The sequence below is a fragment of the Streptomyces sp. NPDC005017 genome (assembly GCF_042873115.1).
Lineage (GTDB): Bacteria > Actinomycetota > Actinomycetes > Streptomycetales > Streptomycetaceae > Streptomyces.
In genome coordinates this window covers 237,669-248,614 of record NZ_JBIALD010000012.1, presented here as the reverse complement: position 1 = coordinate 248,614, position 10,946 = coordinate 237,669, and the positions used below count along the sequence as shown (strand labels likewise).

Sequence of the window (10,946 nt, the reverse complement as noted above, 5' to 3'; positions counted from 1 at the left end):
GGCGCGAGGAACTGCGCAAGTCTTGAGGGGCGCGGGGAACGGCGCGGTCTTTGAGGGGCGCGGGGAACTGCGCAAGCTTTGAGGGGCGCGGGGAACGGCGCGGTCTTTGAGGGGCGCGGGGAACTGCGCAAGCTTTGAGGGGCGCGGGGGCGCGAGGAACTGCGCAAGTCTTGAGGGGCGCGGGGAACGGCGCGGTCTTTGAGGGGCGCGGGGAACTGCGCAAGCTTTGAGGGGCGCGGGGAACTGCGCAAGCTTTGAGGGGCGCGGGGAACTGCGCAAGCTTTGAGGGGCGCGGGGAACGGCGCAGGTTTTCAGGGGCGCGGGGAACTGCGCGACCGGCCGCGGGCGACGGAAGGCCGTACCGCAAGCAGGACCCGGCTCAGCGCACCCAGCGGAGCGTCTAGGCGGAACCGAAGAATCGACGCATGCTGCGAAACATGACAGCAAACCTGATGCAGCGTCAGCTGACAAGACGTCACATCCTCGGCATGGCCGCCCTCCAGACCGCGGCCACCCTCGGCTTCACCAGAGTCGGCCTCCAGTCCGCGAGGGCGACGGAACCCGACCCCACCCAGTCGGCGACAGCCATAGTCGTCGGTTCCGGCTACGGCGGCGCCGTGGCCGCCCTCCGACTCGGCCAGGCCGGCATCCCCACCCTCGTCCTCGAGATGGGCCGCCTCTGGAACACCCCCGGCCCGGACGGCAAGGTGTTCTGTTCCACCGCGGCACCGGACCAGCGCAGCATGTGGTTCCGCACCCGCACCGAGGCCCCCCTCGCCACCTTCCTCTGGCTGGACGTCGTCAACAAGGACATCTCCCGCTACCCCGGCGTCCTGGACCGCGTCCGCTACGACCACATGTCCGTCTTCGTCGGCCGAGGCGTCGGCGGCGGCTCCCTGGTCAACGGCGGCATGGCCGTCACCCCGCCGAAGGCGTACTTCGCCGAGCAGTTCCCCACGGTGGACGCCGACGAGATGTACGGCACCTACTTCCCCCGCGCCCGCGACATGCTGGGCGTCAACACCGTCGACCCCGCCTGGTTCGAGTCCACGGAGTGGTACCGCTTCACCCGGATCTCCCGCAGGCACGCCGCCAACGCCGGGCTGAGGACCACCTTCGTGCCGAACGTCTACGACTTCGAGCACATGCGCCGCGAGGCCGCGGGCACGGCCCCGAAGTCCGCCCTGGCGGGCGAGGTCATCTACGGCAACAACCACGGCAAGCGCAGCCTGGACCGGACCTATCTGGCCGCGGCCCTCGGCACCGGCAACGTCACCGTGCACACCATGGAACGCGTGACCTCGGTCCGCCGCGCCCCGGACGGGACGTATGTGCTGAGCGCCGAGCGCATCGACGTGACCGGGACCGTCGTCGGGACGAAGGAGTACGGCTGTGCCTATCTGTTCCTGGCCGGCGGCAGCCTCGGCACCACCGAACTCCTGGTCCGAGCACGGGAGTCGGGCACCCTGCCCGATCTGGACGCCGGCGTCGGCACCGGCTGGGGCCCCAACGGGAACGTGATGCTGGGACGGGCCAACCACCTCTGGGACACCGTCGGGGCGAACCAGTCGACCATGCCGGTCATGGGCATCGACGACTGGTCCAACCCGGCCAACCCCGTCTTCGCCGAGATCGCCCCGCTGCCCACCGGCCTCGAACACTGGGTCAGCCTCTATCTGGCGATCACCAGGAACCCGGAGCGGGCTGCGTTCAGTTACGCGAACGGGGCGGTCAGGCTCGGCTGGAGCGCGGCCCAGAGCGCGGTGTCGGCGGGCATGGCCAAGAACCTGTTCGACCGGATCAACCGGGCCAACGCCACGATCTACCGCTACGACCTGTTCGGCTCCTCCGGCCGGGTCTTCGCCGACGACTTCACCTACCACCCGCTCGGCGGCTGCGTGCTGGGCAGGGCGACGGACGGCTACGGCCGCCTCAAGGGCTACCGGCGGCTGTACGCCGTCGACGGCTCACTGGTGCCCGGCTCGATCGGGGTGAACCCGTTCGTCACCATCACCGCCCTCGCCGAACGCACCATGGCGCGGGTCCTCGTGGAGGACACCGCGCCATGACGTTCCGTCAGCAGGCCGTCTACTTGGCGTAGATCGCCTCGATCTCGGCCGCGTAGTCCCTCGCCACCACATTGCGCTTCAGCTTCAGCGACGGCGTCAGGTGGCCCGACTCCTCCGTGAACTGGGAGGACAGAATGCGGAACTTCCGCACCGATTCCGCCTTCGACACCGCGGCGTTGCCGTCGTCGACCGCCGACTGGATCGCGGCCAGCAGGTCCGCGTCCTCGCGCAGCGACGCCGCGGTGGACCCCGCCGGCTTGCCGTGCTCGGCCGCCCAGCGGCCCAGGAACTCGTCGTCCACGGTGACCAGTGCGCCCACGAACGGCCGCCCGTCACCGACCACCATGCACTCCGCGACCAGCGCGTGCGCCCGGATGCGGTCCTCGATCACGGCCGGGGCGACGTTCTTGCCGCCCGCGGTGACGATGATCTCCTTCTTGCGGCCGGTGATCCTGAGGTAGCCGTCCTCGTCGAGGGTGCCGATGTCACCGGTGTGGAACCAGCCGTCGGCGAGCGCCTCCGCGGTCGCGCCCGGGTTGTTCCAGTACTCCTTGAACAGGTGCTCGCCGTGCAGCAGCACCTCGCCGTCGTCCGCGATGCGCACCACCGAGCCGGGCAGCGGCTGGCCGACCGTGCCGATCTTCTGCCGGTCCCACGGGTTGAACGCGGTCGCCGCGCAGGACTCCGTCAGACCGTAGCCCTCCAGGACCGTGAAGCCGATGCCGCGGAAGAAGTGACCGAGGCGCTCGCCGAGCGGGGCGCCGCCGGAGATGGCGAACTCGCCGCGGCCGCCGAGGACCGTGCGCAGCTTGCTGTAGACCAGCTTGTCGAAGACCTTGTGCTTCAGCTTCAGGCCGAGCGACGGGCCGGACGGGTCGTCCAGCGCCTTGCTGTAGGCGATCGCGGTGTCCGCGGCCTTGTCGAAGATCTTGCCCTTGCCGTCGGCCTGCGCCTTGGCACGCGCCGAGTTGTAGACCTTCTCGAAGACGCGCGGCACGCCGAGGATCAGCGTCGGGCGGAACGAGGCCAGCTCGTCGGTGAGGTTCTTGATGTCCGGGACGCAGCCCAGCTTGATCGGCGCGATCATCGGCGCGATCTGCACGAGCCGTCCGAAGACATGGGCGAGCGGCAGGAAGAGCAGCACCGAACACTCGCCGGTGCGGAACAGCGGCCGCAGACGCTCCACGATGTTGCCGCACTCGGCGAAGAAGCTGCGGTGGGTGAGCACGCAGCCCTTGGGGCGGCCGGTGGTACCGGAGGTGTAGACGATGGTCGCCGGGTCGTCCGCCTTGGCGATCGAGCTGCGCTCCTCGACCGTCTCGTCGGCCACGTCCTGGCCGAGCCGGCCCAGCTCCTCGACGCCGCCGGCCTCGATCTGCCAGACGTGCTTGAGGGCGGGCAGGGAGTCGCGCATGGCCTCGACCGCGGCCACATGGTTGTCCAGCTCGACGACGCAGGCGGTCGCGCCCGAGTCGGACATGATCCACTGCACCTGCTCCGGCGAGCTGGTCTCGTACACCGGCACGGTGACCGCGCCGGCGCTCCAGATCGCGAAGTCGAGCAGGGTCCACTCGTAGCGGGTGCGGGACATCAGGCCGACCCGGTCGCCGGGCTGCACACCGGCGGCGATCAGACCCTTGGCGGCGGCCCGCACCTCGGCGAGGAACTCGCGCGCGGACACGTCCGTCCAGCGGCCGTCGACCTTGCGGGCGATGACGGCGACGTCGGGGTGCTGCGCGGCGTTTCTGCGGACGATGTCGGTCAGATTGCCGTCCGCGGGGACCTCGTACAAAGCCGGAAGGCTGAACTCGCGCAAGACTGCTGCTCCTCATAGGGCGCCGGCGCCACGACTTTGTGTGATGCGACGGTGCGGTCCAAGGCTCGGGCAAGTACTCGGATTTCCGGCCACGGTCCACCTGGGGAACCACTGGTTGAAAACCTGAGCACGACTGGACTGCCCGGACGTTACCCGTCGGTATGCCTTCTACGACAGGGGTTCCCGGCGAGATGTTCGCTGCGTCACACGGATTGGCGTTCCCCACGCACAGTAGTCGAAAGCGTTCGGAACCAGCCAGTAACCGCAGGTGGGACCGTGACTGTTCACGGCGGCCGTGCGCCGCCTACCCTTGATCGCCATGGCATCCACACGAGCCGGGACCCGCGTGCACGTGGTCAGCGACGTGCACGGCAACGCGGCCGATCTGGCGCGGGCCGGGGACGGCGCCGACGCCCTGATCTGCCTGGGCGACCTCGTCCTCTTCCTCGACTACGCCGACCACTCGCGCGGCATCTTCCCCGACCTGTTCGGCACCGAGAACGCCCACCGCATCGTCGAGCTGCGCACCGCCCGCCGCTTCGAGGAGGCCCGGGCCTTCGGCGCCGGGCTGTGGGCCGGCCTCGACGGCGACCGCGCCACCATCATCGAGAGCGCGGTGCGCAAGCAGTACACCGAACTGTTCGCCGCCTTCCCCGCCCCGACGTACGCCACCTACGGCAACGTCGACATCCCCCCGCTGTGGAAGGACTTCGTCCGCCCCGGCGTCACCGTCCTCGACGGCGAGCGCGTGGAGATCGGCGGCCGGGTCTTCGGCTTCGTCGGCGGCGGCCTGCGCACCCCGATGCGCACCCCCTACGAGATCTCCGACGAGGAGTACGCCGCCAAGATCGAGGCCGTCGGCGAGGTCGACGTGCTGTGCACGCACATCCCGCCGGAGGTGCCGGAGCTCGTGTACGACACCGTCGCACGGCGCTTCGAGCGCGGCAGCCGGGCCCTGCTGGCGGCGATCCGCCGCACCCGCCCCCGTTACGCCCTGTTCGGGCACGTCCACCAGCCCCTCGTGCGGCGCATGCGCATCGGTGCGACGGAGTGCGTCAACGTCGGCCACTTCGCGGGCACGGGCCGCCCCTGGGCGCTCGAGTGGTGACCGGTGGCAGGGGGTGAACCCGGCAGGTCGGAGGCGCGGTAGCCTTCACGCTGCACACGTGCGCACCACGACTTCCCTCCGGCCGGCATCCGAAGGAGCCACGACGATGGCGGAACACACCAGTTCGAGCATCACGATCGAGGCGGCACCGGCCGACGTCATGGGGGTGATCTCCGACTTCGCGCGCTACCCGGACTGGACGGGTGAGGTGAAGGAGGCGGAGGTCCTCGCGACCGACGGACAGGGCCGCGCCGAGCAGGTACGGCTCGTCATGGACGCCGGGGCGATCAAGGACGACCAGGTGCTCGCGTACACCTGGAGCGGCCAGAACGAGGTCTCCTGGACGCTGGTGAAGTCCCAGATGCTGCGCTCCCTCGACGGCTCGTACGTGCTGAAGGCCGCCGCAGCCGGTTCGACCGAGGTGACCTACCGGCTCACCGTCGACGTCAAGATCCCGATGCTGGGCATGATCAAGCGCAAGGCCGAGAAGGTCATCATCGACCGGGCGCTCGCCGGGCTGAAGAAGCGCGTCGAGTCCACCAAGTAGTCCGCCGAGCGGCACGTCCACGCCGGGCCGGAGTCCGGGAGGCACCGCCTCGGCTCCCCTGGGAGCCGTCCGAGTGGCACGCTCTCGTCGTCCCTGGGTCCGGGAGGCACCGCTTCCGGGTCCCCTGGGAGCCGGGTGAGCGGCACCCTCTCGCCGTCCCGGGTTCCTGGAAGCGGCCCGCCCGCGCCGCACGGGGCCGCCGGTCCGCCTTGGCGGGGCGCGCGGTTTCCCGCACCACGCCCGCGGTGTCTCGGTTAGCGTTCCTCCTCATGCGCACCATCCTGATCATGGGCCCCGGCGGCGCGGGCCGTACGACCGTCGCCGCCGCCACCGCGCTCTCCGGGGCGCGCTCCGGACAGCGCACGCTCGTCCTGAGCGGTGACCGCACCGACACCCTCGGCGCGGTCCTCGGACGTCCCACCGGCCCCGAGCCCGTCCGGGCCGGCGAGCACCTCACCGCCTGGCGGCCCGATCCGGCGTCCGGTTTCCGCGACGACCTCGTCGCCCTCCAGGAACGCGCCGCCTCCGCCCTCGATCTGCTCGGCGCCGCCCGGCTGGAGCCCGAGGAGATGACCGCGCTGCCCGGCGCCGAGGAGCTGAGCCTGCTGCGGGCGCTGCGGGACGCCGCCCTGTCCGACGCCCACGACCTGGTCGTCGTCGACCTGCCCCCGCTCGACCGCGGTCTCGACCTGCTCGCCCTGCCCGGCGAACTGCGCCGCTATCTGCGACGGCTGCTGCCGCCCGAACGGCAGGCGGCCAGGGCCCTGCGGCCCGTACTGGGACGGCTGGCCGGGGTGCCGATGCCCGCGGAGTGGCTGTACGAGGCCTCGGCCCGCTGGGACCTCGAACTCGGCGCGATCGAGGCCGTGCTCGCCGACCGCGGCACCCATGTGCGGCTCGTCGCCGAACCCACCCCGGCGGGCGCCGACGCCGTACGGACCGCGGGCCTCGGCCTCGCGCTGCGCGGACGGCGGCCCGAGCGGCTGCTCGCCGCAAGGGCGCTGCCCGAGCGGGAGGCCGGACCCGGCAGCTGGCTCGCCGGGCCGGTGGCGCAGCAGCGCAAGGTGCTGGAGGAGTGGCAGGGCGGACACGACGTCCGGCTTGTGCCGCACCTCGGCCGCGATCCGCGCGGGCCCGAGGACCTGGAGCGGCTCGACGTCCCCGGTCCCGGCGAGGGCACGTCCACCGTCGAGTGGCCGGTGGCCGACCGGCTCACCGAGGACGGGGTGCTCGTGTGGCACATCCCGCTGCCCGGCGCCCGGCGCGGGGAACTGGACCTGATCCGGCGCGGCGACGAACTCGTCCTCGCCGCCGGACGGTTCCGCCGGATCGTGCCGCTGCCCTCGGCGCTGCGCCGCTGCACGGTGGCCGGGGCGAGCCTGCGCGAGGACGAACTGCGGGTCCGTTTCGCGCCGGACCCCGGACTCTGGCCGGCCGGACGGTGAGGGCCACGCGCCCGTTCGGGTAACGTCGTAAGGACGAAACGTAGTCAGGAGCCCGCCATGAGCGAAGAGCACCCCACCGCGGAGGAGCGTCCGACCGCGTCCGACGCCGACGCCTGGGCGGCGGCCTGCGCGGAGGACCTCGCGGCGGAGCAGGCCCGGCGCCGACAGCAGCACGGCACCCCGCCCGGCTCGGCCGCCGAGGAACTGCGCCGGCTCCTGGACACCGTCGCCGACAAGCTCTCGGACCTCCAGTCCCCGCTGCTCGGCGCGGTCGCCGGACCCGCCGCCCAGCAGGTCGTGCAGCAGGTCGTCCAGCAGGCGAGGGCCGCCGTCGAACCCGTCATCGAACGCAACCCCGACGTCTTCGACCACCTCGCCTCCGCCGGCCAGGAACTCCTCGCCGCCTACCGCTCCGCGGTGCAGACCCAGGAAAAGCGCTGGACATCCCGTACGGCGGACTTCGAGAAGGACCCCGAGCAGGGTGAGGACGGCGGTCCGGGGCAGCGCATCGACCTGGACTGACGCCGCACCGGTGTCCACCAGCCGGGCTCCCGCCTGCCCGGCCGGTGGACGACGCGGATTCCACGGCAGGGCCTCGGGTACGGTTGGCCGTAGCGGGGCTCGACCGAAACTGAGGGATTCATGGGACTCACCATCGGCGTCGACATCGGCGGCACGAAGATCGCGGCCGGCGTGGTCGACGAGGAAGGCAACATCCTCTCGACGTTCAAGGTGCCGACCCCCACCACGCCCGACGCCATCATCGACGCGATCGCCTCGGCGGTGGAGGGCGCGCACGCCGGCCACGAGATCGTGGGCGTGGGCATCGGTGCCGCGGGTTACGTCAACCGTCAGCGTTCGACCGTCTACTTCGCACCCAACATCGACTGGCGCAACGAACCGCTCAAGGAAGCCGTCCAGGCACGCGTCGGACTGCCGGTCGTCGTGGAGAACGACGCCAACGCCGCCGCCTGGGGTGAATACAAGTTCGGCGCCGGCAAGGGCCACCGCAACGTCATCTGCATCACGCTCGGCACCGGCCTCGGCGGCGGCATCATCATCGGCAACAAGCTGCGCCGCGGCCACTTCGGCGTGGCCGCCGAGTTCGGCCACATCCGCATGGTGCCGGACGGCCTGCTGTGCGGCTGCGGTTCGCAGGGCTGCTGGGAGCAGTACGCCTCCGGCCGCGCCCTCGTCCGCTACGCCAAGCAGCGCGCCAACGCCACCCCGGAGCTGGCCGACATCCTGCTCGCGCTCGGTGACGGCACGCCCGACGGCATCGAGGGCAAGCACATCTCCATGGCCGCCCGGCAGGGCTGCCCGGTCGCCGTCGACTCCTACCGCGAGCTCGCCCGCTGGGCCGGCGCCGGCCTCGCCGACCTGGCCTCCCTCTTCGACCCCTCCGCGTTCATCGTCGGCGGCGGGCTCTCCGACGAGGGCGAGCTCGTGCTCGACCCGATCCGCAAGTCCTACAAGCGCTGGCTGGTGGGCGGCAACTGGCGCCCGGTGGCCGACGTGATCGCCGCGCAGCTCGGCAACGAGGCCGGACTCGTCGGCGCGGCGGACCTGGCCCGGGAGCCCGACCCGATCATGTGACCGCCTCGGGGCGCGGTGCTGTGCGACCACGCGGCCCTGCCGCGTGGGGACGACGAGCCACGACGAAGGCCAGTCGTGTACGTCCGCCGCGCCCCGGCCGGTCGGGCGTACATTGGCGCCCATGGCGCCGCTCCCCAACTCCCGCACAGAGTCCGACGGTTCCGCAGTCGTCCGTGTGCTCAGCTACAACGTCCGCTCCCTGAGGGACGACACCGACGCCCTCGCCCGGGTCGTCCGGGCCTGCGCCCCCGATCTGGTCCTCGTCCAGGAAGCGCCCCGCTTCTTCCGCTGGCGCAAGAAACTCGCCCGTGTGGCCCGCGCCGCCGATCTGGTGCTCCTCTCCGGCGGCGCGACCGCGGCCGGTCCGGCGCTGCTGTGCGGCCTGCGCGCCACGGTCGAGCGCACCGAGGACGTCCTGCTCCCGCTCACCCCCGGCTGGCACCGCCGCGGGCTGGCCACGGCGGTGGTCCGCTTCGGCGGCGCCCGCCTCGGCGTGATCAGCTGCCATCTCTCCCTGGACCGCGCCGAGCGCGAGGAGCAGGGCGGCATGCTCCTGGACCGGCTCGCCGCACTCGGCACCGACCACGCCGTGGCCGGCGGTGACCTCAACGAACGCCCCACCGGCCCCACCTTCCGGCGGCTCGCCACCGAACTCCAGGACTGCCGGGCCGTGGCGCCCTGGGGTGCCGAGCACACCTGGGTCCGGGACGCGCCCCACCGCCGTATCGACGCGGTCTTCGCGACCAAGGGCGTCGAGGTGCTGGGCTGCGGTGTGCCGCTCGGCGAGCCCGGGATCTCCGAGGACGACCTGAGGGCGGCCACGGACCACCTCCCGGTCCTGGCCGCCCTCAGAATCCCGGCAAGTTAGCCCCAGCCGTCCCGGTCACAGGCCTAGGGTCCTTCTGACGGAAGGGCCTTAGACGACGGCCCCCCTGCCGGGGTCCTCGTCCTCCTCGTCGTCCGTGCGCATCCGCGCCACCAGCGTGGCGAAGCCGCCCAGGAACCCGCCGATGCCGAGCGTGGTCAGCCACCAGGTCATGTCCCAGCCCAGCACCACCGCCAGCAGAAGCAGCAGCGGGCCGCCGATCACGCCCAGCCAGGCGAACTTGGCGGTGGTGTCGGCGGCGGGCAGCGGCGGCGGCTCCGGCGGCACGAAGTGCCCCTCGTCGTCCTCGTCGAAGTCCTCCTCGGCCGGCTCGGCGACCGCGTAGTCGCGCGGGCCCACGCCGGGCGCGAAGGACACCGAGCTGCCCAGCGGCTTCGGCGACTCCTTCTGCGCGACGGGTGCCTCACCCTCGCCGTCCGTGTTGGTCTCGGCCTCCAGCAGCGCCAGGTCCTCCACCGACTTGAACGGCTTGGCGCCCGGCGGGTCCACCGGCTCGTCACCGTACCCGGCGACGATCGCCGCCCAGGCGGCGTCCTCGTCGAAGGGCACGTCCTGATCCTCCGGTCCGAGGCCGTCGCGCTCCTCCCGGTCCTCGCGCTCGGAGTCGTGCTCAGCCACCTGCCGCCGTCCCTTCCTTGCCGACACTGGGTGCGAGCCGGCCGATGAACGCGTAGCTCTCCTCGAAGATCCGGTCCGCGTCGTGGTCCAACGTAGCGACGTGGTAGCTCTGTTCCAGCAGGATCTCCGTGACGTCCGTGGAGGAGACCCGGCTGAGGATGCGGGCCGAGTCCGCGGGCGGCACCACATGGTCCTGCGGGCTGTGCAGCAGCAGCAGCGGCTGCGTGACCTGCGGCAGCTCGCCGTCGACGATCCGGAAGAACCGCCGCAGGGAGTGCGCGGCGTGCAGCGGCACCCGGTCGTAACCGATCTCCTCGCCGCCCGGCTTGGCGATGTCGCTGGCGATGCCCTTCGTCGTGCGCACCAGGTGCCGGGCCACCGGAAGGGCGTACGCCGACAGTCCGTGCACCTTGTTCGCCGGGTTGACGACCACCAGGCCGTCGACCGCGTCGCCGTGCCTGGCCGCCAGGCGCAGGGAGAGCGCGCCGCCCATGGACAGGCCGAACACGAAGACCCGCGCACAGCGCGCGGTGAGGGCGCGCAGCTCGCGGTCCACCTCCGCGTACCAGTCCTGCCAGCCGGTGGCGGCCATGTCCTCCCAGCGCGTGCCGTGCCCCGGCAGCAGCGGCAGGGACACGGTCAGGCCGCGCTCGGCGAGGTACTCCGCCCACGGGCGCAGCGACTGGGGCGACCCGGTGAAGCCGTGGCACAGCAGGACGCCGACCTCCCCGCCCTCATGGCGGTACGGCTCGGCTCCAGGAAGGACCGGCACCTTCGGTCTCCTTGTTCGTCAGGGGGCTGGGGATCGTGCGGTGGAGTGCTGGGACCGGAGTCCAGGAGTTCTCCGGCAAGAGTCCAGGT

10 protein-coding genes are annotated in these 10,946 nt (G+C 71.9%); 7 read left to right on the top strand and 3 right to left on the bottom strand.

All coding sequences use genetic code 11. The annotated features are described in order from the left end of the window. Positions 1 to 488: 488 nt before the first annotated feature. On the top strand, positions 489 to 2,069 hold the full coding sequence (locus tag ACFYR0_RS20560; RefSeq protein ID WP_389329813.1) for a GMC oxidoreductase: 1,581 nt from the start codon (positions 489 to 491) through the stop codon (positions 2,067 to 2,069). 19 nt (positions 2,070 to 2,088) lie between these two features. Here ACFYR0_RS20560 and ACFYR0_RS20555 read toward each other — a convergent pair whose 3' ends face one another. Continuing rightward, on the bottom strand, positions 2,089 to 3,885 hold the full coding sequence (locus ACFYR0_RS20555) for an AMP-dependent synthetase/ligase (protein WP_389329717.1): 1,797 nt from the start codon (positions 3,883 to 3,885) through the stop codon (positions 2,089 to 2,091). Between the two features lie 319 nt (positions 3,886 to 4,204). Here ACFYR0_RS20555 and ACFYR0_RS20550 point away from each other — a divergent pair, with 319 nt between their 5' ends. The 6 genes from ACFYR0_RS20550 to ACFYR0_RS20525 all read left to right on the top strand — a co-directional run bounded on the left by ACFYR0_RS20550 (position 4,205) and on the right by ACFYR0_RS20525 (position 9,449). Next, positions 4,205 to 4,993 carry a metallophosphoesterase gene (locus ACFYR0_RS20550; protein WP_389329714.1) on the top strand — a complete coding sequence of 263 codons (789 nt, stop codon included), beginning with the start codon at positions 4,205 to 4,207 and terminating at the stop codon, positions 4,991 to 4,993. A gap of 106 nt (positions 4,994 to 5,099) precedes the next feature. Continuing rightward, positions 5,100 to 5,540, top strand: coding sequence for an SRPBCC family protein (locus tag ACFYR0_RS20545; protein ID WP_389329711.1), 441 nt, complete (start codon positions 5,100 to 5,102; stop codon positions 5,538 to 5,540). Positions 5,541 to 5,809: 269 nt separating this feature from the next. After that, complete coding sequence (locus ACFYR0_RS20540) at positions 5,810 to 6,985, top strand: ArsA family ATPase (protein ID WP_389329708.1); 1,176 nt, start codon at positions 5,810 to 5,812, stop codon at positions 6,983 to 6,985. 57 nt (positions 6,986 to 7,042) lie between these two features. Then, entirely contained in the window at positions 7,043 to 7,507 is a 465-nt protein-coding gene (locus ACFYR0_RS20535) for a DUF5304 domain-containing protein (RefSeq protein WP_389329705.1), read from the top strand. A 120-nt stretch (positions 7,508 to 7,627) separates the two neighbouring features. Continuing rightward, positions 7,628 to 8,581 (top strand): ROK family glucokinase, encoded by a 954-nt coding sequence (locus ACFYR0_RS20530; protein ID WP_389329702.1) that lies wholly within the window; start codon positions 7,628 to 7,630, stop codon positions 8,579 to 8,581. A 121-nt stretch (positions 8,582 to 8,702) separates the two neighbouring features. Further along, positions 8,703 to 9,449: an endonuclease/exonuclease/phosphatase family protein gene (locus ACFYR0_RS20525; RefSeq protein ID WP_389329699.1), complete on the top strand. Its 747-nt coding sequence runs from the start codon at positions 8,703 to 8,705 to the stop codon at positions 9,447 to 9,449. Between the two features lie 48 nt (positions 9,450 to 9,497). Here the strand turns inward: ACFYR0_RS20525 and ACFYR0_RS20520 are convergent, their stop codons facing one another. Beyond that, on the bottom strand, positions 9,498 to 10,085 hold the full coding sequence (locus ACFYR0_RS20520; RefSeq protein ID WP_389329696.1) for a hypothetical protein: 588 nt from the start codon (positions 10,083 to 10,085) through the stop codon (positions 9,498 to 9,500). Continuing rightward, positions 10,078 to 10,857, bottom strand: a complete 780-nt coding sequence (locus ACFYR0_RS20515; protein ID WP_389329693.1) for an alpha/beta hydrolase — start codon at positions 10,855 to 10,857, stop codon at positions 10,078 to 10,080. Before ACFYR0_RS20515 ends, ACFYR0_RS20520 begins: the two co-directional genes overlap by 8 nt. Positions 10,858 to 10,946: the final 89 nt, after the last annotated feature.